The sequence below is a fragment of the Dolichospermum lemmermannii CS-548 genome (assembly GCF_028330815.1).
GTDB classification, from domain to species: Bacteria; Cyanobacteriota; Cyanobacteriia; order Cyanobacteriales; family Nostocaceae; genus Dolichospermum; species Dolichospermum lemmermannii.
Genome location: NZ_JAQMTJ010000068.1, coordinates 17470 through 38782, shown reverse-complemented (window position 1 = coordinate 38782; position 21313 = coordinate 17470). Strand labels below are relative to the sequence as shown.

At 37.7% G+C, this 21313-nt stretch carries 25 protein-coding genes; 7 read left to right on the top strand and 18 right to left on the bottom strand.

Annotation, left to right across the window (positions count from 1 at the left end; all coding sequences use genetic code 11):
* Positions 1–34: 34 nt before the first annotated feature.
* The 3 genes from PN450_RS04360 to PN450_RS04350 form a co-directional block, all read right to left on the bottom strand.
* Entirely contained in the window at positions 35–568 is a 534-nt protein-coding gene (locus tag PN450_RS04360; RefSeq protein WP_271835519.1) for a hypothetical protein, read from the bottom strand.
* Entirely contained in the window at positions 568–1137 is a 570-nt protein-coding gene (locus PN450_RS04355; protein ID WP_271835518.1) for a GNAT family N-acetyltransferase, read from the bottom strand. The genes PN450_RS04360 and PN450_RS04355 overlap by 1 nt, the downstream gene beginning before the upstream one ends.
* 266 nt (positions 1138–1403) lie before the next feature.
* On the bottom strand, positions 1404–1664 hold the full coding sequence (locus tag PN450_RS04350; RefSeq protein WP_168635911.1) for a Calvin cycle protein CP12: 261 nt from the start codon (positions 1662–1664) through the stop codon (positions 1404–1406).
* A gap of 257 nt (positions 1665–1921) precedes the next feature.
* Between PN450_RS04350 and PN450_RS04345 the strand changes: the two genes are divergently transcribed.
* Positions 1922–2203 carry a hypothetical protein gene (locus tag PN450_RS04345; RefSeq protein ID WP_271835517.1) on the top strand — a complete coding sequence of 94 codons (282 nt, stop codon included), beginning with the start codon at positions 1922–1924 and terminating at the stop codon, positions 2201–2203.
* Entirely contained in the window at positions 2188–2613 is a 426-nt protein-coding gene (locus PN450_RS04340) for a type II toxin-antitoxin system PemK/MazF family toxin (protein ID WP_271835516.1), read from the top strand. The genes PN450_RS04345 and PN450_RS04340 overlap by 16 nt, the downstream gene beginning before the upstream one ends.
* 196 nt (positions 2614–2809) lie before the next feature.
* Here the strand turns inward: PN450_RS04340 and PN450_RS04335 are convergent, their stop codons facing one another.
* From PN450_RS04335 to PN450_RS04310, 6 genes are all read right to left on the bottom strand, one after another.
* Complete coding sequence (locus PN450_RS04335) at positions 2810–4192, bottom strand: GTP-binding protein (protein WP_148763397.1); 1383 nt, start codon at positions 4190–4192, stop codon at positions 2810–2812.
* A 58-nt stretch (positions 4193–4250) separates the two neighbouring features.
* Positions 4251–4475, bottom strand: a complete 225-nt coding sequence (locus PN450_RS04330) for a type II toxin-antitoxin system HicB family antitoxin (RefSeq protein WP_148763399.1) — start codon at positions 4473–4475, stop codon at positions 4251–4253.
* Positions 4468–4698, bottom strand: a complete 231-nt coding sequence (locus PN450_RS04325; RefSeq protein WP_148763401.1) for a type II toxin-antitoxin system HicA family toxin — start codon at positions 4696–4698, stop codon at positions 4468–4470. The genes PN450_RS04330 and PN450_RS04325 overlap by 8 nt, the downstream gene beginning before the upstream one ends.
* A 13-nt stretch (positions 4699–4711) precedes the next feature.
* Positions 4712–5497, bottom strand: coding sequence for an ABC transporter ATP-binding protein (locus PN450_RS04320; RefSeq protein WP_271835515.1), 786 nt, complete (start codon positions 5495–5497; stop codon positions 4712–4714).
* 88 nt (positions 5498–5585) lie between these two features.
* A complete protein-coding gene (locus tag PN450_RS04315; RefSeq protein WP_148763405.1) occupies positions 5586–6155 on the bottom strand; it encodes a Uma2 family endonuclease in 570 nt (189 codons plus the stop codon).
* A 56-nt stretch (positions 6156–6211) separates the two neighbouring features.
* Positions 6212–7345, bottom strand: coding sequence for a branched-chain amino acid ABC transporter permease (locus PN450_RS04310; protein WP_271835514.1), 1134 nt, complete (start codon positions 7343–7345; stop codon positions 6212–6214).
* A gap of 182 nt (positions 7346–7527) precedes the next feature.
* Between PN450_RS04310 and PN450_RS04305 the strand changes: the two genes are divergently transcribed.
* The gene (locus PN450_RS04305) at positions 7528–9114 is read left to right on the top strand and encodes a glucose-6-phosphate isomerase (protein WP_271835513.1); all 1587 of its coding nucleotides are present in this window, start codon (positions 7528–7530) and stop codon (positions 9112–9114) included.
* Positions 9115–9323: 209 nt separating this feature from the next.
* A complete protein-coding gene (locus tag PN450_RS04300) occupies positions 9324–10112 on the top strand; it encodes a peptidylprolyl isomerase (RefSeq protein ID WP_271835512.1) in 789 nt (262 codons plus the stop codon).
* Positions 10113–10204: 92 nt separating this feature from the next.
* Here PN450_RS04300 and PN450_RS04295 read toward each other — a convergent pair whose 3' ends face one another.
* The 7 genes from PN450_RS04295 to PN450_RS04265 form a co-directional block, all read right to left on the bottom strand.
* Positions 10205–10627, bottom strand: a complete 423-nt coding sequence (locus PN450_RS04295; protein WP_148763413.1) for a hypothetical protein — start codon at positions 10625–10627, stop codon at positions 10205–10207.
* A 315-nt stretch (positions 10628–10942) separates the two neighbouring features.
* A complete protein-coding gene (locus PN450_RS04290; protein WP_148763415.1) occupies positions 10943–12022 on the bottom strand; it encodes a T3SS effector HopA1 family protein in 1080 nt (359 codons plus the stop codon).
* Positions 12023–12037: 15 nt separating this feature from the next.
* Positions 12038–13201 carry a phosphotransferase gene (locus tag PN450_RS04285; RefSeq protein WP_271835511.1) on the bottom strand — a complete coding sequence of 388 codons (1164 nt, stop codon included), beginning with the start codon at positions 13199–13201 and terminating at the stop codon, positions 12038–12040.
* Between the two features lie 95 nt (positions 13202–13296).
* The gene (locus tag PN450_RS04280; protein WP_148763419.1) at positions 13297–13506 is read right to left on the bottom strand and encodes a hypothetical protein; all 210 of its coding nucleotides are present in this window, start codon (positions 13504–13506) and stop codon (positions 13297–13299) included.
* Positions 13507–13661: 155 nt separating this feature from the next.
* Complete coding sequence (locus PN450_RS04275; RefSeq protein ID WP_015078654.1) at positions 13662–13913, bottom strand: hypothetical protein; 252 nt, start codon at positions 13911–13913, stop codon at positions 13662–13664.
* 271 nt (positions 13914–14184) lie between these two features.
* A complete protein-coding gene (locus PN450_RS04270; protein ID WP_213710372.1) occupies positions 14185–14436 on the bottom strand; it encodes a hypothetical protein in 252 nt (83 codons plus the stop codon).
* Positions 14437–14688: 252 nt separating this feature from the next.
* Positions 14689–15261: a peroxiredoxin gene (locus PN450_RS04265; RefSeq protein ID WP_015078652.1), complete on the bottom strand. Its 573-nt coding sequence runs from the start codon at positions 15259–15261 to the stop codon at positions 14689–14691.
* A 214-nt stretch (positions 15262–15475) separates the two neighbouring features.
* Here PN450_RS04265 and PN450_RS04260 point away from each other — a divergent pair, with 214 nt between their 5' ends.
* The 3 genes from PN450_RS04260 (at position 15476) to hemB (ending at position 17555) form a co-directional block, all read left to right on the top strand.
* A complete protein-coding gene (locus tag PN450_RS04260; protein ID WP_271835510.1) occupies positions 15476–15901 on the top strand; it encodes a Fur family transcriptional regulator in 426 nt (141 codons plus the stop codon).
* Between the two features lie 35 nt (positions 15902–15936).
* Positions 15937–16296, top strand: coding sequence for a DUF4870 domain-containing protein (locus PN450_RS04255; protein ID WP_015078650.1), 360 nt, complete (start codon positions 15937–15939; stop codon positions 16294–16296).
* A 281-nt stretch (positions 16297–16577) separates the two neighbouring features.
* The gene (hemB, locus tag PN450_RS04250) at positions 16578–17555 is read left to right on the top strand and encodes a porphobilinogen synthase (RefSeq protein ID WP_271835509.1); all 978 of its coding nucleotides are present in this window, start codon (positions 16578–16580) and stop codon (positions 17553–17555) included.
* Positions 17556–17710: 155 nt separating this feature from the next.
* Here the strand turns inward: hemB and mtnA are convergent, their stop codons facing one another.
* Together mtnA and PN450_RS04240 are read right to left on the bottom strand one after the other, a co-directional pair.
* Entirely contained in the window at positions 17711–18754 is a 1044-nt protein-coding gene (mtnA, locus tag PN450_RS04245) for an S-methyl-5-thioribose-1-phosphate isomerase (RefSeq protein ID WP_271835508.1), read from the bottom strand.
* A 270-nt stretch (positions 18755–19024) separates the two neighbouring features.
* Positions 19025–20872, bottom strand: coding sequence for a S8 family peptidase (locus PN450_RS04240; RefSeq protein ID WP_271835507.1), 1848 nt, complete (start codon positions 20870–20872; stop codon positions 19025–19027).
* Between the last annotated feature and the right edge of the window lie 441 nt (positions 20873–21313).

The following is a 21313-nucleotide window of genomic DNA, read 5'->3' as shown; positions in this document are numbered from 1 at the left end:
ACGGAGTGCGCCACTTCCAATTATTTTACCTCTACTATACCGAAATTATCTCAACCAAAATCTGATTCATAATTTGCTGTTTCAACGAATCCGCCGCAACTGAAGCAATCATTTCCCAATCGTTTTCTGTCAACATTACCCCAAGCAGTTCCCGCAATACCTGATGATTAGAAATAAACTCCTCACCAAAAAGTTCATCCCTCTGCAACACAGCTTGAATATATTCTTTAACAGTAGATGTAGGTAGCCTGAATCTTTCCAGCAACTTCTCTCTGGCGGTAGCAGATGCTGTAGAAGTCGCAGTTCCTAAATTCCAATCTTTGAGTAACAAACGCACTTCCCTATTCAAAGAAATCCGCAAAGTTTTTAAACGATAAAACAATTCAGGATTAAGTAATAGTTGACTAAAACCAGAACCCCAATCTAAACCAGCACCAATATTACCCCCTACTTCTTCCTCAGTTTGGATGCTTTTTCTCAACCATTCTTTGTTAAGTAATAAATCCATCGGGTTTGCTAATTCTTGGTTAGAGGTGAACGGAATATAATTAGATTCTTGCTGACTCATTACTTACCCTCACTGCTTTTGTTATAAGAACGCCATACACCGTACTCAAAATAAACCAAATCATCGTAATCTTCATCTTGCCCTAAATCTAGCATTCCTTGATTATCGTAGAATTTTTCCGTTCCTGGTAAAGAATGCAAGCCTACTCTACCTTCATAACCTAGCTGGAAACTGCGGGTTCGGGCAAATACCAGAAATACACTCCCAACACCTTTGTATCGTGGTGGGCGTTGGACATCCTGGCGATTCCAAGGTGCTGTAGCAATTCCATCAATATATACTAAGCGTTGACCCTCTGTAATGCGTGAGCCGTGCATCTGAGTTTCCATCAGCATCAATCCTTGGGTTTCACCTTCGCACTCAATGGCATAACCTTCACGGTTTGAACTGCTGGCAATAAATCTCAGTTTAAACTCCCAGTCCCAAAATTTATCAGCTTGTACGTATAAATTTAGTCGGCTTTTCCACAGCGATAGATAATCATCAACGTGCTTTTGTGCCAGTTCCACTAAATACGCATTTACAAGAGTGCTATCCTCACCACGAATTAGCTGAACTTGCAGTTGCACTCGTTACTCCTTGTTGGTGAAAATGACTGTGGTAACAAACTAAAATAGTATCATTAATATGGGACTCCGGTTTGATTCCTGATAGGATAGCGTGGCGTTAGCCATATTTTCCTGCGTAGGAAGGCAAGAGGATTTGAGAATATGAAGGTGTACCGAGTTTTGTATGGCTACGCCACGCAAGCTATCAAAAATTAAATAGGAGTCCTATCTTTAAATAAGAGAAGTTCATCTTATTTCTTTAAAATGAGAATTGCTGCTGATCTAAATCAAAGATCGTAAATCAAACACTCCAAAGCATCTGGATACATTTCACAGTAGGTTTCTAGGGCTGTTTTGCGGTGTTTTGCTTGCTTTTGATGGGCTTTTTCTGCTTGCAATTCTTCGACAATATCCCATGCTACTGCACAATTAGCAGAATTATTACCATTTTCTGTACAGGTTATCCGCGCTTCTGTAATAGCTTCGAGAATTGCTGCTTCAATGGGTTTTTTCCCATTAATAACTTCGTTTAGGGATACCATGATCATGTTACCTTTGTTGAGGAAAATAAAGGTTAATTAGGAATTTTAAGGATTGCTAATGAAGAGAATTACTCATAGTTGGTAAACTCTTTTTCAGAGTAACAATTCAAATAATTATTTTTAGTTAATTTATATACTTTTTGATTCTATGATGAGATAACCATGACTTAAACATTCCGTAATAGGGATTTATTAATGCTAAAGTAGTAGATAATCTAAATATTTTAGTTATAATTTAAACAGAGTATCTGTAACTTATAATTATGCGTGAATTAGCACTTCAATCTCAATCTTTACGTGAAGCCTGGGAACAAGGGTTACAAGAAGGTTTAACTCAAGTTGCACTCAATATGCTACAAGAAGGTATTGATTTATCTCTAGTAGCTAGACTAACTAATCTACCACTTGAAAAGATTCAAAATTTGCAAGTTAGTAATGTAGATGATTTGGAAATTTTAGTAAAAGATTTTCTTGAGTTAAGTGAATCATCACTCAATAAAGTTTGGCTTGAACCAGAAGAAGACGAAGCTTGGAAGGATTTATAGAATTTATGCTTATGGAAAAATTTGCTAAAGGTGACGTTATCTCTGTACCTTTTCCATTTTCTGACGCATCTGCTACTAAAAGAAGACCTGCCTTGATTATAGCAGAATCAGATAGTAATAATATTATTCTCTGTCCTATTACCAGTAAACCAGGTAGAGAATATGAAATTAAGTTAGAAGACCAGGATTTTATGTTTGGTAAACTTAATTTAAGTCCCTGTTATATTCGTCCTAACATCATTGCAACAGTTGACAAAAGTAATGTTATTAGGAATATCGGAAAATTAAGGGATGAAAAAATAAATCAAGTTATTGCTACCATTATTGAAATTTTACAAAAGCCTTGTGAACCCTCACATAAACCTCCAGCAATAAAAGCATGGGAAAGAGGTAAAAATCCCAAATCATAAAGTTTGTGATGGTTACTTAGAGGTTGTTTGAAAAGTATCAGATGAAACCCATAATCTCCAAAAACCTAACCCCCCTGCCCCCCTTCCCTACCAGGGAATGGGGTTTTCAAAGCCTCTCCCCGCGTCGGGTAGAGGTTTGGAGAGGGGTCAATTTATACATTCAAAACTTTTCAAACACCCTCTTAGATTCAATCTCTCAAAACTCACCAAAAGTACCGCCTAATTCTTGCTGTAAGCGATACAAAATAGTATTTTTATCAACTTGTGACAAAATTTCCTGAATGACGGTGTTAGCGCCCAATTGTCCCCAAGTACAGCCTTTTTCTAGATACAACTGGGCGGCTTTACCGACTGTATAAGCACCATAACCGGCAATTCCACCTTGGGCGAACTGACAAGTCAGCGCTTGCGCTATCGCACTCCCGAAAAAAGTAGTAATATTAAAGGGATTATCACCACTGCCTATAGCTGCGGCACTTTTACCTAAGCCTAATATAAAACTGCTGCCAATTTCACTTAATAATAAACCACCAGAACTAAATAAAATTGTTTTTAATAATTCACTAGCTTCATAGCCAGTCATGGGTAAACCATACAATTTAGCTAATGCCCGAATTAAAGCTAAATCGGTAATTAAACCACCTATTATATCTAAGAAAGCAATAGGATTTAAGCCAATGGCTAGGGCTTTATATTGGCTAAACCTCCAAATTATATCTTCTGCTTCTTTTTCGCGGATATGAACGGTTTTTTGAGCGATATTTTCTTCGGATTCTCTAGCTTGAATAAGTGCATTTAAAGCTAAAAGAGATCGTCCTTCTCGATTTAATATATTTAAGATTGTTTGCTTTAATTCATCTACTTGCGGTGGTGGTGTTTCCCATTCAGAAGTGATGCTTCCATCTGCATATTCTACTCTCACTTCCATTGGTGCAGGTTCAGCCGCTATCATCACAATTTCATCAGGTAATAATGGCTGATTTTGGATATTTCCTGCCCCTAATTGTTGCAGATTTTTATAAATTGCATTTTTATCTGTATCGGGATATAAATCAATTTTATTAAATACCAAAATTAAAGGTTTTTGGGCTTGACGTAATTCTAATAATCCTTGATATTCAGTTCTCGTAATATCCCCAGAAACCACAAACAAGATTAAATCAGCTTGACGCGCTACATCTCTTGCCATTTGCGCCCGTGAATCGCCTTCAATTTCATCTAAACCGGGAGTATCAATTAATTCGACTAATACCTTATCTCCTGGTTTCCAAGGTACAGAACGCGGCCATTGAGTGACACCATTTAGGGGTCCGGTTTGCAGAATTTTTTCTCCCAATAAAGAATTTAATACTGCTGATTTTCCCCGACTGACTAAACCAAAAGCCGCAATTCTGATGACATTTGCATCTAATTTATTGAGTGTGGCATTTAAGGTTTCTATTTCTGGTTTTAGCAAACTTGCTAATTCTGGATTTGCTGCCATTTGTCCCGATTTACGGAGATATCCATACCAAGATAATGCTTGTCTAAGACTAGCACGGGCGCGGTTTAAATGAGTTTCTTGTAGGTTACGATTCATAGGATTCTGGATTTTGAATTTCCAGATACCCGACTTCTTTAAGAAGTCGGGTATCTAATTAAGCTGCTGTTAATGACTTGCCGATAATTTGCGGTTCGGGTATTGGTTGTCCGTCTTCTAAATAAGATGAAATCAGCATTTCTAAAACTTCTTGGGCATTTTTTAAAGCCTCTTCATAAGTGTCTCCATGAGTATGACAAAATTCTCCCCATTCAGGAAGACTTACCACAAAGCATTTATCTTCTTCTGACCATTGAATAATGATTGTGTAATGATTATTCATTTTGTGCTTCCTCTTGAGCTTTTTTTATTTCTTCTATTCTTTTGATGGCGTTACTAACATCTTTCTCTTGGTATTCTTTTGCATCTTTTCCGTCTTTACCTGATATAGTAACTCGTCCAGATAATAAAGGATGATACCAGTTAGTGTGACTACCTTTTCCAGTCCGACAAGTAAAACCTGATTGCAGTAATAAATTTTTCAGTTCTCTAATTTTTTTGGGCATATCTAATATAATATCATTGTCCTAAATATGCTTCTAAAACTTTGGTATTATTTTGGATTTCTGTAGGGCTACCAACGGCTAGATTTTGTCCTTCAGCTAATACCCAAACTCGATCACATAAGGACATAATTACGTCCATGTTATGTTCAATAATCAAAAATGTCATGCCGTCGTGACGATTCCAGGCTAAAATGCGATCGCATATGTCATCAATTAATCTGGGATTTACACCAGCAGCAGGTTCATCTAGCAATATTAACTTAGGATTAGTCATCAATGCCCGACCAATTTCTAAAAGTTTCCGCTGTCCTCCAGATAAACCACCGGCATAATCAGCGGCTTTTTTTTCTAAGCCTACAGATTCTAACAAAAACATTGCCCGTTCTTTTAATTGCTTTTCTTCCTTAGCAATAATGTGGGGTTGACATTGCACTTGCCAAAAATTCTCACCAGTTTGTTTTTGCGCTCCCAAAAGCATATTTTCTAATACTGATAACTTCGACAAAACCCGGGCAACTTGAAAGGTTCTCACTAATCCCTGTTGGGCAATTTGGTATGGTTGCAACTGATGAATAGGTTCACTATCAAAACTCACTCTACCTTTATCGGGACGAATAAAATTAGAGAGTAAATTAAATAAAGTAGTTTTCCCAGCCCCATTGGGACCAATTAACCCAGTAATGCTACCTTTGATAACTTCGATATTCGCTTCCTGAACTGCTTTAATTCCGCCAAAATTTTTACAAAGTCCAGTTGCAGCTAAAAGAGGTAGTTGGGGTGATGCGATATTATTTACCATTATAATTTTCTTCTCAACTTCATTTTTAGGTTTTTTGTTGGTTTTTAATGATTGTTATGAAATAAAAATTGTCGGAGTTCATCAAATTTCATCCCTGTAAAACCTCAGCCACAGTTAACTTTACATCACTAAATAGAGGCGAACAAATTATATCATCTTCCCTATAAACCTGCTCCTCATAAAAACCCTCCACCCATTCTAAAACCGTCACTTTTTGCCCAATTGGATCAACAATCCAATACTCAGTAATTCCCCGCGCCGCATACTCAGAACGCTTATAACGATAATCACGATTTTCCTGATTTGGACTCACTACCTCAACCACCAGCAAAGGCAGCGGCATATCCATTAAAATCAGCGAGCGTGTAGCCCCCTGCATCACTTGAGCTAATTCTTCAGAAAACACCGTCAAATCAGGAACACGCACCCCCACCTGGCGACTATTCACAGCAATTTCTGTTTTCATACTCAAGCGGTAATAGGGAATACCCAATTGCAGAAAATAGGCAACTAAAAACATTGCTATGCGCCGATTTAGCTCACTTTCTAAAGGCATAGGAATTAATTCTCCGTTCTCAAATTCATATAAATTATCTGTCCCATCGTCATAATTAAGAAATTCCTCAAAAGTCATCTTGTTAGCAGTTGCAACTATCATGGCTATTCCTCCCATAAACGGCTTGTATCAACTATTTTAACATCACAAATTTCTAATTATTTACCAAGAGTCAGTTCCTCCTTTTTCCCTAAAATACCTTGAGGTCGCCAAATCATCAATACCATTAAAAGTAAGCCAATAAACATGATCCGAAACGCACCAATTCGTTCTACATCTAGGGGAACAATTTTGGGTAAAAATTCCCTAGTGAGGGCATCATAGGTAAAGAAAATGACTGCACCTAAAATAGTTCCCAGATTGTTGCCAGAACCACCTAAAATTACCATAATCCAGGCATCAAAGGTAAGTTGGGGTTGGAAGTTATCGGGGTAAATTGCGCCTAGTTGCCAAGCGAAAAATGCTCCAGCAATCCCCGCAATTGCCCCACCTAACATTAATGATTGTAGTTTATAGGAGAAAACGTTTTTTCCTAAGGCTTTGGGAATTTCTTCATCTTCACGAATAGATTTTAGCACTCTTCCCCAAGGAGAATGGACTAAAATTTCTAACCGCCAAAAAACGAAAGCTAAAACTAATAATATGAACAACATTAACCCGGCTTTGGGATTATAATTATATAGTCCAATCACACCAGAAATATAAATTGCAGTAGCTAATAATCCTAAAGCAATTCCGACTATTAACCGGGAGATAAATTCTTGTTGAATACTACTATTTCTAACTATATTATTACTTGCAGAAATTTGAGCAGTTCGCACCCAACGCCATAGAGAAAATAATGTGATTCCTGCTAATAAAGTTAATACTCCAATCATTACCAAACGGAAAAATAAATTGGGAGTTGTTGATAACGGGATAACATAACTTTGCACACCGAAAGATCCCGATATCCACGTATTACCTACAGGTAAATCTTGATTATTGACTATTAATCGAATTAATTCACCTGTACCAATGGTGACAATTGAAAGATAATCTTCGCGTAACCGCAAAGTTGCAAAGCCAATTAATAAACCAAGCATTGCGGCAACAACTGCACCGATTCCGGCTGATAGCAGCAATGGTACGCCCTTGAGACTTAATAAAACCGTCGTATACGCACCCAAGGTCATAAAAGCAATGTGACCAAAGTTAATTAAACCGGTAAAACCCCATTGGAGATTGAGTCCTAGTCCGAACAGGGCGAAGGTGGCGGTAGAAATGGCGAGAAAAATCAGGTATTCGATCATAATTTAGCTAGTGGTCATTGGTCATGTTTGAGTTGTCAGTTATCAGCCGTTAATGTAACGCAATGTAAACTGAAACCCCTCTATATCCGTTATTCTATTAAAAACTGTATAAGACAAAGCAGGGATCGCCAAAAGCATACATTAAACTTGTGTTTGACCAACACTTTATTTGAGATTTCCCTATGGATTCTAGGGTACTTTGGCAACGATACCAGGACTGGCTGTATTTTCATCCAGGATTAGGACTATATCTAGATATTAGTCGAATGCGGTTTGATGATGGGTTCGTGGCATCATTGCAGCCTAAGTTTGACAAAGCGTTTGCGGATATGGTGGAATTAGAAAAAGGGGCGATCGCCAATCCCGACGAAAACCGCATGGTAGGACATTACTGGTTGCGGAATCCAGATTTAGCCCCCACCCCCGAACTCACCCAAGAAATAGTTCAAACCTTAGAACAAATCGAAGCTTTTGCTGACCAGGTACACACCGGGGCAATTCATCCCCCCAAGGAATGCCGCTTTACAGATATCATTTCCATTGGTATTGGTGGTTCAGCCTTGGGTCCCCAATTTGTCGCCCAAGCCCTATCTCCCGACCTACCACCCCTACAAATTCACTTTATAGACAATTCCGACCCCACCGGAATTGATCGGGTTCTTGCCCAACTTGGCGATAAACTAGCCACCACTTTGGTATTAGTCATTTCCAAATCTGGAGGCACACCCGAACCTCGCAACGGCATGATTGAGGTTAAACAAGCCTACACAGCCCAAAAATTAGACTTTGCTAAATATGCAGTCGCTATTACCGGACAAGATAGCAACCTGGATCAAGTCGCCAAAGCTGAAAATTGGTTAGCCCGGTTTTCCATGTACGATTGGGTAGGTGGACGTACCTCAGAAATGTCCGCTGTAGGGCTAGTACCTGCGGCATTACAGGGCATTGATATCCGTGCCATGCTGGATGGTGCAAAAGAAATGGATGATGCCACCCGCGTCCCCAATCTCAAAAACAACCCAGCCGCTTTATTAGCCCTTGCTTGGTATTTCTCAGGAAATGGCAAAGGTGAAAAAGATATGGTAGTCCTCCCTTACAAAGACAGCCTGTTGCTATTTAGTCGCTATTTGCAACAACTGATCATGGAATCTTTGGGTAAAGAAAAAGATTTAGATGGGAACACTGTATTTCAAGGGATTGCAGTTTATGGTAACAAAGGTTCTACCGACCAACACGCCTATGTGCAACAGTTGCGCGAAGGTGTCCCCAATTTCTTTGCTACCTTAATTGAAGTTTTAGAAGATCGTCAAGGAAAATCCACAGAAGTTGATCCTGGAGTCACTTCCGGTGATTATCTTTGTGGTTTCTTGTTAGGAACTCGTCAAGCATTGTATGAGAATCACCGCGATTCGATTACAGTCAGCATTCCTCAAGTTAATGCTCGCACAGTTGGCGCATTAATTGCATTGTATGAACGGGCTGTAGGTTTATATGCCAGTTTAGTAAATGTCAATGCTTATCATCAACCAGGTGTGGAAGCTGGTAAAAAAGCTGCCGCTGTGATTCTCGATTTACAAAAACGAGTTTTAGAAGTGTTGCAAACCCAGAAAAAAGCACTTTCTATTTCTGAACTTGCAGATATGTCCGGCGCTACTGAGGAAGTGGAAGCAATTTACAAAATTCTCCGTCATTTACACACCAATAATCGGGGTGTGGTGTTAACTGGTGATTTAGCTAAACCTGGAAGTTTAACTGTTTCTCTCGGTTAAAAATTTAGATCCCCTTAATTTAGATCCCCGACTTCTTAAAGAAGTCGGGGATCTTGTTTTGTGGCTATAAATTATCAAAAATATTAAAAGTATCATTAGATAGAGATAAAAAAATAACATATTAGGTAAATATGATAGATACGCTAATAACTTATTTAAGCAAGAAAAAAGAATTTTTAATAAATTCAGTAAATTCAGGAGATTAAATTATGTCCAATATTGTAAAAATATCCAAAGAAGATATTATTTATCACCTCAAAATATCTTGTCAAATCCCTAGTTTGTTAGAAGCGATCGCTACCAGAACCATTATTACACAAACTGCTAAAAAAGAAAATATTACCATCGAAATAGCAGAATTACAACAATCCGCAGACAGTTTACGATTAGTTAATAATCTACTTAAAGCAGAGGACACATGGCAATGGTTACAAAAACATTATCTTTCCTTAGATAACTTTGAAGAAGTAGCAAATCTCAATCTCCTATCAGCAAAATTAGCCCATCATTTATTCGCTGAAAAAGTTGAACCATTCTTTTATGCTCACCAACTTGATTACAGCGGAGCAGTTACCTATGAAGTCATATTAGATGATGAAGATCTAGCTTTAGAAATATTTTATGCTCTTCAAGAAGGAGAAATTAGTTTTCAAGAAGTAGCTCGTCAATATATCGAAAATCCCGAAATTCGTCGCGCTGGAGGATATCAAGGTATCCGCAAACGTAGTGATTTTCGACCAGAAATTGCTGCCACAGTTTTTGCAGCTAATCCCCCAGAAATTATTAAACCAGTCATTACACCTAAAGGAGTCCATATCATTATAGTTGAAGAAATTATTGCCCCCGAATTGAATGAACAAATGCGCGTAGCAATTCTCGGAGATTTATTTACCAATTGGTTAAAAGAGCAAATTAATAAATTAGAAATTGTTGCCACATTAGGAGATGAAATAAATTCTCCTCCTTCTCCCATAGAAATGTTTAGTGAAGCTAGTTAAAACAGGAGATAATTATGCTATTCATTGATATGGAGTTTATTTTTAGTTGTCAAGACGTTTTATGCAACGTCTCTACAGAATTTATTTGAGTCTTATTGATCGGATGTAATCGGTTTACCATTTAAAGTCATTGTAGGAAGGCGATCACAAAGACTAAGATTAGCTTGCCAGCGAGAAGGGAAATCTGGATCAATGAAGGTAATTTCAAATCTGCCCCAATAATAAGTAGGTTTACCATTAGCACCTTCTCTATAGGTATCGCAACGTACCGATGAACGATCACGATCTTGTGCCCAATAGCCGCTGTATGAACCCCGGTTGGTGGTGACTCCTGCTAAACCATCAATAAATATAAGTCTATTGCGGCCATAACTCCAGATAGCAGTTTTGTTACGATCTGTTTGATAGATCACATTATATTCCTTCGTTTTCCACATCTCATCTGCTAGAACTTTTTGGGGAGCGGCAAAACAAGCCAATAGGGCTAAAGTTAGAAAAACATGGTTATTTTTCATAAGTAAGTTGGCGTTAAACAATCAACATATGTAACGAAATGTAAATTCGACAAATACCTTATAGATAGGTTATTTAAGGGTTTTTACGAAAAAAATGTATATTGATTTTATCGTGCCGACTTACTTACAGTAAAGTTAACCTTGATAAATTTACAATCTGCGTTAGTTGCACAAATCGATTTTATCATGATCTTAGACATCGGAGATTACCAAACTCGAAGATCTTAATTAACAGTAGCCAAAAAGCTAATAATTACTGTCTAAAAAATACTTGAGATCCCCGAATTCTTAGAGAATTCGGGGATATTGATATTATCAATCTAAAGTCGTATAAATATCATCTGAATAGCCATTAAGATAAGGATATCGTAATTTGATTTTGTGTAAAGTAAATTGTTCCAAAATAGCTGTCATTCGACTTTCAGGATGATTATTACCCGCTTGCCAAGCAGCAATTAAACCATTAGCAATCATTTGACAACGATTAGTCCCAAAACTTTCTTTTTCTGCCAACTTATTGGTTGGTTCTTCAGCACAACCTAATCCTGGTGCTAGTTGCTTAGTAAACAACGGTACTTGTGGAAAAAAACTATCTTGATTTTCTGAATATACCTGTTGTAACATAGGATAAATTGTTTTATATTGATGTTTATTAAAGTAAAGAACTGCCGAATCATAACGTCTATATTCATCAGGATTATATAGAGCTTTAAATGAGAAAGAAACTTGCATATTATTGAGTTCTGTAGTCACATTCTCCATCACTGATACCGCCCCATCAGGTGATACATTAAAGTAGATTCTAACAATATCTTGATTATCTTGAGTGCCTAGATTAGATACTGCCATATAAAATCCATTCTGGACTAGATTTTTAGGCATTTTAATTGCCACCAAATCACCAACATTAGCTGATTTATCAATTTCTGATAAATATAAATCCCGCTCAATATGCAAAGTTAACCCATTTTTTTGGACTGCTAAACAACCATCTTCTTCTTCATTAACTACTAACCAATTTTTACTCCAATAACCTCCACCTGTATTACTCGTATGGAGTCTTTCATAAAACGCCAAATCCATGCCAAATAAGCTATTATTACTGAGGTTATTTATTTGATTGTCATCACCAAGAGAATCATGCCAAGAACCATTGTAATAAGCACTATAGAGAAAATTACGTAAGTGAATACGCAAATGCTTCTCTTGAATATCTAAGGATAGATTTTTAAACCGAGCGATTACTGATTCTGGCAATTCTAATAATTTGTAATCTGGATGCTTAATAGAATAAAATGATTTAATTTCCAGATGATCAACAATATTTTGCAGTGCTATTTGTAATTCTTTTGGAAGTTGAAAAAGTTGACTATAGACAGAATCTAATACTTGCATATAAGCCTTCCTTTTCTAAACAAGAGATAAATTTTTAGAAGTTATTGTTGAAAATTCCATCCCCAAAATTGTGGAAATAGATGCTTGGGGACGACATAATAAACTTTTAGCAACTTGGAGCATACAAATACCTGAATTATCAAAGGTTTTTTCATGTTGAAGTCTAGCTTGAATAGCTCTAATTAAAGCTAAACCGCTAAACTGCATCACTAATTGTAAGAAATCTGGACGCAATTCTAAAATTTCTGGAAAAGTAGTTAAATAAGCAGTAACTAATGTTGATAAAGAAGGTTGAATCATTGATAAGGGAATCGCAGCTAAACGCAAACATTCCTCAATTGGTATGGTTTTACTAGAGACTATGCTATATAACCAAACTTGCAGATAACTAGCAATTATTGTGCCTAAATCATTAGCAGGATCTCCCCAATTACCTTTTTCCCAATCAATTAGTCGGATGATATTTTTATTTTCAGGTAATTTATCTTCTATTTCTATTTCCCAGTTCAAAGATACAAGAATATTATTAAGTTTGAGATCATTATGGGTGAGACAAGCAGGAGTAAAAGCCTGATTTAATTGTGTAATTGCTTTTCCTAAATTATCGTAACGTTGATAGAGAGTAAAAAACTTTAAACCATCAGCCGGAAGTTGACCAAATATTTCTGGTGTAATTCTATCTAATCCTTTGTTAATATTTTGAGATTTTAAAGAATTTTCAAAGAACTTTTGATAGTTATTATTGTCTATTGTCATGCGATGAATAGCTGCAATAGTTGTGCCAACTACCTGAGCAATTTCCTCGGGAAATTCCTGATCTTTGGCGTAAAATTCAGCTAAGTCTTGATATTGATTTAGATAGTTAAAAACAATGATAGAGTTTTCTAAATCAAAATGAATTGCTTCTGACAAAGATGCTCGTAAATGAGTTATTTCTGGGAATTTTTGCCAAAAATCATGAACTCTCCACTCATCTATAAATTCACCTAAAGTTTTACCATTTTGATCATAACGCTCTTGTTTTACTAATAGTTGACGACCATCTGATAAAGTGATTAATAGGTTAAAGTTTTTAGCAGATTTTAATTCGATTTTACTTAGGGACTCCTCTTGTGGCTGACAAATTTTGTTTTCAACAAGGTAATTGAAAACATTTGCAAAACTTATTAAGAATGGCATGATTTCAAATGATAATAATATATGTGTGTGAAATTGCTATTGCTCAGTTAATTTCAGTTTTAGTAAAATCATTAACTTGATAGGTTGGAAATTATTTATTTTCTAAATGTCTTCGTTAATAGTGAAATGGCATCTATAGCATAAATTACTAAGACAAATTCTAGAGCCTTAACGCCATAATTAAGTATTTGACTAGCATTATTATATTCACCTCCAAATACAGATACTGCGTCTAAATTACTTAAATTAATAATAAACTTTTTTTCATCAGTATTCTCTAGATTAGAAATCCTAATGTTTGCCATTTCTTACCTCTAGAAAGATTCGATTTTTGTGGATGCAATTTTATTAACTATCCAGGATTATTAGTAATCAATCTCATGTAAGTAACATAGATTAGTTTTTACTTTTACTCCTGGATAGTTATATCGGCTTTGTAGTTGACTACAAAGCCAAGTAATTAGTGTCCGTAGTGAGAATCATTGCTGAAGGATTTAGCGATATGCTTAATACTAGCAATCGCATAGCCATCAACTAAGAATTCTAGATATTTAACACCAAAGTCACCATAAGCACTAAAACCGCTGAAATCGCTACCACCACCATTGATTGATACGGAAGCTGCATCATTCAATTCATTAAGATAGCTTTCAGAATCTGCAAATAATTCAGAACCAGTTGTATTTAGTTGAGAAAGGGTAATAGTTGCCATAATTTCCTCCAAGAAGATTTGTTTTTGTAAGTTAGAATTTGTGAGTCGGTTAAGTTGGTGTTTCCTTAACCGTTACTCCTATTTTTATTCATAAAAAATAGAAAAATCAAGGCTTTGAACCTAGTAAAAAAGACACAAATATCTGAATTCTGTCTTTTATAAAAACTGCAAACTATGGAATTAACCTCCATAAAAAATCGTGTATCTTCAGGTTAATAAATCTGAAAACACACGAAAATAAGTAAAATATTGAATTTTTTCACAGCAGATATTAAAAATCGAATTTGCTTCTTAGACTATCTGTTGTATCTTTGAGGCTGATTTTCCACCTTTCCATACTACTGTCTAGTTCTTTGAATACTGTTGAAAGATCAGTTGTATTGGTTATATTGGTTGTTGGCGGATTTCTTCTGTCTTTTCTCATCACGTAACCACCTTTAAGAGTCTTCATTTCCCAAGGTGTTAGTTGATCCAGAATCGGTTCTGCAAGCCTAATTTCTAATTCAGAAATTGTAATTCTCATTGTTGATTCACCTCCTTGAATGCTCCATTTATATGGAATCAGGCTATAAATTTATCCTGCTCTTATATTCTGGAATAGTATCTGACAAAATAAATGATTTGAAACTAATTTATTAGACAGAATCAAGGGTATTTTGTCTATGGAAACAAAAAAAGCAAAGGAAGTTTCATAAAGGTAACTTCCCTTGCCTTAGATGAATTAAAAACTATCTACCTCTATCAAAAGGTGGAAGTTTCTTTCTAGCTTTAGTAATTAACCAACAAATGCTAACCGAGGTGCAACCGCAGCAGGACGTTCTACACCTTTGAGGTAAGCAAGAACGGTATCAGCATCAGATACTTCAAAAGGATCACTACCACAGTTATCTTCAAAACCTGGTTCAATGAACATTTTTTCAATTTCGCCGTTATTAACAACCATTGCATAACGCCAAGAACGCATTCCAAAACCGATGTTAGATTTATCAACTAACATTCCCATTTTGCGGCTAAATTCTCCACTACCATCTGGTAACAAGAAAACATTTTTAGCGCCTTGTTGTTTGCCCCATTGGAACATTACAAATGCGTCATTAACTGACAAACAAATGATTTGATCAACACCTTGCGCTTTAAATTCCTCAAACAGTTCTTCATAGCGAGGCAAATGAGTAGAAGAACAGGTAGGAGTGAAAGCACCAGGAAGCGCAAATAATACTACTTTCTTACCGGCAAAAATTTCTTGTGTGGTGACATCTTTCCAAGTGTAAGGATTTGGTCCACCGATAGATTCATCCCGCACACGAGTCTTGAATACTACATTTGGAACGTGAGTAATAGCAGTCATAAATACCTCTTTTTTAGATGGAAGATTTTAACTCGTGTTGCTGCTTTTGCTTAGGGCATCAGTAGCTTATCTCATAAATCAGAATAATTCTGATTTAGGAATTAGTCAATAGTTATAAATACTTATTTTATAATGTATTTATTAAAAAATATTAGTTCTCAAAAAATGAACGTTATAATGAGAGATTATATTTTTATATAGCTAAGTAAATCCTATGCAGCAAAAAGCTAATGATATTGTCAAAACCTTGAAAACTAGAGGGTTGCGAGTCACACCCCAGAGATTTGGCGTTTATGCCAACCTATTAGCCAGACGAGATCACCCGACGGTTGATCAAATCATGAGAGACTTGAATCATGAAGCACCCACTTCTTCTCAGGCAACCGTATATGCGGCACTTCAGGCACTGCGAGAGGTGGGTTTGGTGCGAGAAGTGCTATTAGAGGAGGGTGTCTCCCGTTATGATGCTAACGTTGCCCCCCATCATCATTTTCGCTGTAAATGCTGTGGTGCAATTGAAGATATCAACTGGAATACTTTCCCCGATATTGATGTCAGTCAATTGCGACAGGGGTTAAAAGTGGAACGGTATGAAGTGACAGTTGAGGGAGTGTGCGATGTTTGCAGCACCCATGTTTGATATAATAGTTAACTAAAATTGCATAGGAGTAGACAATGTACGACAGCGATAAACGTAAATTATTATCAGCATTGTGTCATGGAGCAATTTTTTTTAGTACCACAATTGTCTCCGTTGGCTTACCCATAGCCATACTATTTGTATCAGATGATCCTGTTGTCAAAGAGAATGCCAAAGAATCTATCAATTTCCATTTTAACGTTTGGTTATATGGAGCAATTCTGGGAGCATTGTTTTTTCTGTTTGGTTGGTTGATTTTACCATTATTCATCTTGTTTCCACTCGCAGGTTTAGGTTATATCCTCCACTGGGGATTGACAATTTGGGCGCTAATTGGCGTTTTTAGTGATCCTAATCAACCTTGCCGTTATCCGTTTATTTTTCGAGTTTTTTAGATCAAATCAGGGAAAATATGGTAATTTAATTAATCATAGACTTTTGATTAAACAACTTACCAAAATTAACTCCATGATTTTTTAAGATTGTTTTTTGCAAATTTGTTATAAGCAAATGTCTATCAAGTTGTAAAATATAAAATTGCCCCACAGCTTCATCAACAGTAGGGCAAAAGACAGTTACGCACTGCTTGTAGTTTGTCTGAATAGAGCAAGTTAAAAACTTGCTTTTGTGACGCTTTATTCTATGTCCATTGTATTATTTTGTCTGCACAAAATTTATGTTTCCTATACATCGCCCTCGTCGTCTGCGTAGCCATACCCAATTGCGTCGGATGGTACGTGAAACCGTTTTAACTACTAACGATTTGATTTATCCATTGTTTGCAGTACCAGGAGCAGGTATTGCCAAGGAAGTCAAATCTATGCCCGGTGTTTATCAACTTTCAGTAGATAAGATTGTTGAAGAAGCTAAGGAAGTTTATGATTTAGGAATTCCGGCAATTATCTTATTTGGAATTCCGGCAGATAAAGACATAGATGCTACCGGGGCGTGGCATGATTGTGGTATTGTTCAAAAAGCAGCAACCGCAGTTAAAAATGCTGTTCCTGATTTAATTGTTATGGCAGATACTTGTTTATGTGAGTATACAAGTCATGGTCATTGTGGTTATTTACAAGTTGGTGATTTAACTGGACGGGTTTTAAATGATCCAACTTTGGAATTATTAAAGAAAACCGCAGTTTCTCAAGCTCAAGCTGGTGCAGATATTATCGCACCTTCGGGGATGATGGATGGTTTTGTGCAAGCTATTCGCGCAGGTTTGGATGAGGCGGGATTTGAAGATATTCCCATTATGTCCTATGCTGCTAAATATGCTTCGGCTTATTATGGGCCATTTAGAGATGCGGCGGACTCAACACCACAATTCGGGGATAGACGCACTTACCAAATGGACCCCGGTAACGCTAGGGAAGCGCTAAAAGAAATTGAGTTGGATATTGCTGAAGGTGCTGATATGCTCATGGTCAAACCAGCTTTGGCATATATGGATATTATTTGGCGCGTCAAGGAAGCTACTAATTTACCTGTGGCGGCTTACAATGTCTCTGGTGAGTATGCGATGGTGAAGGCTGCGGCTTTAAATGGTTGGATTGATGAGCAGCGCGTTGTTATGGAAACCTTGACTGGTTTTAAACGGGCTGGTGCTGATTTAATTTTGACTTACCACGCTAAGGATGCGGCTCGGTGGTTGTAATAAGATAATGTCTCACACTGGCGCAAAGAGTGTTTTTGTGTTTGGGCGTGAGGTTTTTTGGTATATTTTACAATACCTTGTCCATTTTTTGTAGGTCGGGTTAAGCGACAGCGCAACCCGACGCATTTGTTGGACAGGAAGCCCACACTGTACCGTCAGGTCAGTTTAGGTAGTTCACCCTTTAATAAATCACCTGGCAGAAAAGCCCCATTTTCCGTAATAATGGCGGTAATTAAATCCGCAGGTGTGACATCAAAAGCCGGGTTATAAAATTCCACTCCTGGAGGTGTGAGAACAGTTTCACCTATTTGATATATTTCTGCTGGGTGACGTTCTTCAATGGGAATTTGACTACCATCAATTAATTCAAAATCTACTGTAGATAAAGGTGCAGCGACAAAGAAAGGAATATTATGAGCTTTGGCGACAATAGCTAAACTATAAGTTCCGATTTTATTGGCAGTGTCACCATTAGCAGCAATTCTATCAGCACCCACAACTACAGCATCAATTAAACCTTGTTTCATGCAGTGGGCAGCCATATTATCGGTAATTACTGTCACTGGAATGCCTTCTTGGACACATTCCCACGCGGTGAGTTTTGCACCTTGTAACCGGGGACGGGTTTCGTCAGCAAATACCCTGGCTAAACGTCCTTCTTTCCACGCAGAACGGACTACACCTAATGCTGTCCCATAACCGGCAGTGGCTAATGCCCCAGCGTTGCAATGAGTGAGTATAATTAGTTGGTCTGGGGTTTGCGGTAATGCTGCCAAACCATGATCACCTATAGCTTGACAGGTTTGTATATCTTCGGCATTGATCTTTTGGGCAGTTTCTAAAAGAGTTTGTTGAATTTCGGCGACTGTTCCCACGGTTTCATAAGCCGTTTTCATCATTCTGCCAATGGCCCAAAACAAATTTACCGCAGTGGGACGGGTAGAACGCAACAAATTAGCGACTGTTTCCAATTTAGTCAAAAACTCTTGGATATCGCTTGTTTCAATTTCCCTTGCACCTAAATACATTCCATAGGCCGCAGCCACTCCTATCGCCGGCGCACCTCTCACAATCATGGTTGTAATGGCTTGTGCCATATCTTCACTGCGGTGAATCTCCACCACTGTATATTCATTAGGTAAGCGAGTTTGATCAATGAGTGATACTGAATTATTGCGCCAAATAACGGGATAAACCATATTGTTAGTTGTCAGTTGTTAGTAGGGGCGAAGCATTTGGAAGATAAATTATCGGTCATTGCCAAAAATAGTTCTCCAAATGCTTCGCCCGTACAGTTGTCAGTTGTTAGTAGGGGCGAAGCATTTGCAAGATAAATTATCGGTCATTGCAAAAATAGTTCTCCAAATGCTTCGCCCGTACAGTTGTTAGTTGTTAGTTGGTTAGCAATGGATAATAGGAAAAAATCTTACCAATTACCAATTACCAATTACCAATTACCAATTACCTAATTAAGCAGTTTGTCCGTCTTTTTTCAATACTAACCGGGCTAGTCCATAACAAAGTACAGCATTAACAAGAAGGAAAATTCGAGCTAGGTTACTATTTCCTAAACCCCAAATGGCAGGATCATAAACAGCACTAACGGTGAGAAAAGCTGTTATTCCTAAAGTTGCACCAATAGCAAACCATTTCCAACTAGGATGTCCTAAAAATAAGGCTATTAAAACAAAAGGAATTAAAACACTGGCAAAAAGAGGATTTAATGCGTCTGTTCCCTGTAAAGTGTTACCTAGTTCGGGAATGGAACTACCTAAAACCCGGAAAGGCCATTGAGGAAGATCAAAGATATAAAATCCTTTGAGGAAGAATAAGCCAGAACTGCCGAAAGTTAAGCCGCTGAATAAAGACCAACTCCAAGTGAAGGGGAAGTAAACCCGTAAGAACCAAGCTAGAAGATAAGAACCTATTACCATGAATATTTTAGGCACTAAAGCGATCGCTCCGCCATCTATCCAAAAGCCGGGATTAAGATAACCCTGTTCTCGCAACCACCGGAAAAAGTCAGGAACACTAATTATACCGTCGCTGGCCAATTTAACTGCGGCTTCAGCGTTGAGTTGTCCAGCCCCATAATAGTTCAAACCGTCGTCTTGAATGACTCTGGCTGACTGTTGGAGAACTTGCAAAATTTCATCGGGTTCTTTGATTCCCAAGGCTTTGATTAATGCCGCTACACCCGCAACGTGGGGAGAAGCCATACTTGTGCCTTGAAGTCCGAGAAATACGCCTTCACCTTGTTCATTAATAGTTTCTTGGAGAATTGTCCCAGTTTCACTCCCTCCAGGGGCAGAAATATCCACACCCGCACCATAGTTAGAATAGGATGCTCTTTCACCGTCAGATCCAAAAGCGGAAACGCCAATAACATGATCATAACGGGCAGGATAGCTTACGCCGTTGGTGTTTTCATTACCTGCGGCAGCAATGATAGTTGCACCTTTGTTATGGGCATATTTAACCGCATCTTCCATGAGTTGGCTTTCTCCAGCACCACCTAAGCTCATGTTAATGATGTCTGCGCCGTTATCAGCCGCAAATTTGATGGCTTCGGCAATGTCGGCTACTGTTCCTGCACCGTCAGCATTTAATACCTTTAAGGGCATGAGGCTGGCTTCATAGGCAACTCCAGCGACACCATAGGCGTTATTGGTGGCTTGGGCAACTGTACCGGCGACATGAGTACCATGGCCGTTGTCGTCTTTGGCTGCCTCTGTGTCGTTGACGAAATCATAGCCTTTGACAAATTTGGTTTCATATAAATCGCGGACTTTGGTAATGCCAGTATCAATTACGGCAACAGTGATACCACTACCTTTACTCCGAGTCCATGCCGCTTCTACGCCGATTTTGTGTAAGTTCCACTGTTTGCTATAATACTGGTCATTTGGACCAATTAAAGACGAACTTGGTTCTTCATTTTGCTGCGGTGCTAACAGTTCTCCTAACCAAGTGGCTTGTCCTTGGGGGACGATTTTGTAAATGTAATTTGGCTCGATAAATTCTGTAACTTTGGCAAAGGAAGATTTTCTTAAATCGTTGAGTCTTTGGCGATCGCCTTTGATAACATATACATGGTCCACCGCTGAATATTTATTATCCAGTTGCGGGGTAACATGATATTGTTGAGCGATCGCTTGTAGATCCTTCTCAATCACATTTTCTGCCACATCTTCCCGAAAATCTAGCAAAATTGTCTCAAACTCACCTTTAGCTGCCAGTCCCTGAAAATTCAGAAACCCAAACACAGCAGCAGTCAGTCCAATGACAAACAAGCACAATAATAGCAGTTTTTTCATTTTTTTCTCTTATATCCCCGTCCTCAAAGAAAGACAGAACGGAGAGGGAATTTTCTTACTACCATAACTCATACAAGTAGGTTGGCGTTGAAAATTGTCGTCATAGCACTAGGCTTGAGGCAATACTTCGACTTCGCTCAGTAACCAGAGGCAAGAGTAAAGAAGTTTTCAGCGATTTTACATCTCTTTACACAGTTTGGTTTTATTGTGTTCACCTACTTAGTAGGTACATTCAATTAATTCTGGGGTATGGTGGCGTGAGTCGAGGGAAATCCGATGATAAATTACTTAATATACTAATATTATATAATACATTAATTTTTGTATCTTTGCTTATGACCTATATTTATATTGGATATTGTAAAATGGTATTTGGGAGATTTTAGAGCAAATTATATTTGCTTAACTGTTTTCTAATTAAATTAACGACGCTCCTCTCAA